Source organism: Lachnoclostridium sp. An76, assembly GCF_002161355.1.
GTDB lineage: Bacteria > Bacillota > Clostridia > Lachnospirales > Lachnospiraceae > Mediterraneibacter > Mediterraneibacter caccavium.
Genome location: NZ_NFHL01000023.1, coordinates 1 through 635 on the forward strand (window position 1 = coordinate 1; position 635 = coordinate 635).

Here is a 635-nt window from a genome sequence, read left to right on the forward strand (position 1 = left end):
AGGCGGAAGAGAAGTATGCAGGAGCGGAGGAACTCTATAAAAAGGAGAAGGCAGATCTGGGGCTTGCAAATACGCTGAAATCGCAAGGAGATCTTCTGAGGCGTCTAGGGAGAGTAAAAGAGGCGGAAGAGAAGTATGCGGGAGCGGAGGAACTCTATAAAAAGGAGAAGGACGATCTGGGTCTTGCAAATACGCTGAAATCGCAAGGAGATCTTCTGAGTCGTCTAGGGAGAGTAAAAGAGGCGGAAGAGAAGTATGCAGGAGCGGAGGAACTCTATAAAAAGGAGAAGGCAGATCTGGGGCTTGCAAATACGCTGAAATCGCAAGGAGATCTTCTGAGGCGTCTAGGGAGAGTAAAAGAGGCGGAAGAGAAGTATGCGGGAGCGGAGGAACTCTATAAAAAGGAGAAGGACGATCTGGGTCTTGCAAATACGCTGAAATCGCAAGGAGATCTTCTGAGTCGTCTAGGGAGAGTAAAAGAGGCGGAAGAGAAGTATGCAGGAGCGGAGGAACTCTATAAAAAGGAGAAGGCAGATCTGGGGCTTGCAAATACGCTGAAATCGCAAGGAGATCTTCTGAGGCGTCTAGGGAGAGTAAAAGAGGCGGAAGAGAAGTATGCGGGAGCGGAGGAACTC

1 protein-coding gene is annotated in these 635 nt (G+C 49.4%); it reads left to right on the forward strand.

The window, feature by feature from the left end; translation table 11 throughout:
- Positions 1-635 (forward strand): tetratricopeptide repeat protein (locus B5G27_RS15735; protein WP_143449760.1); only part of this gene is annotated, 635 nt, incomplete at both ends.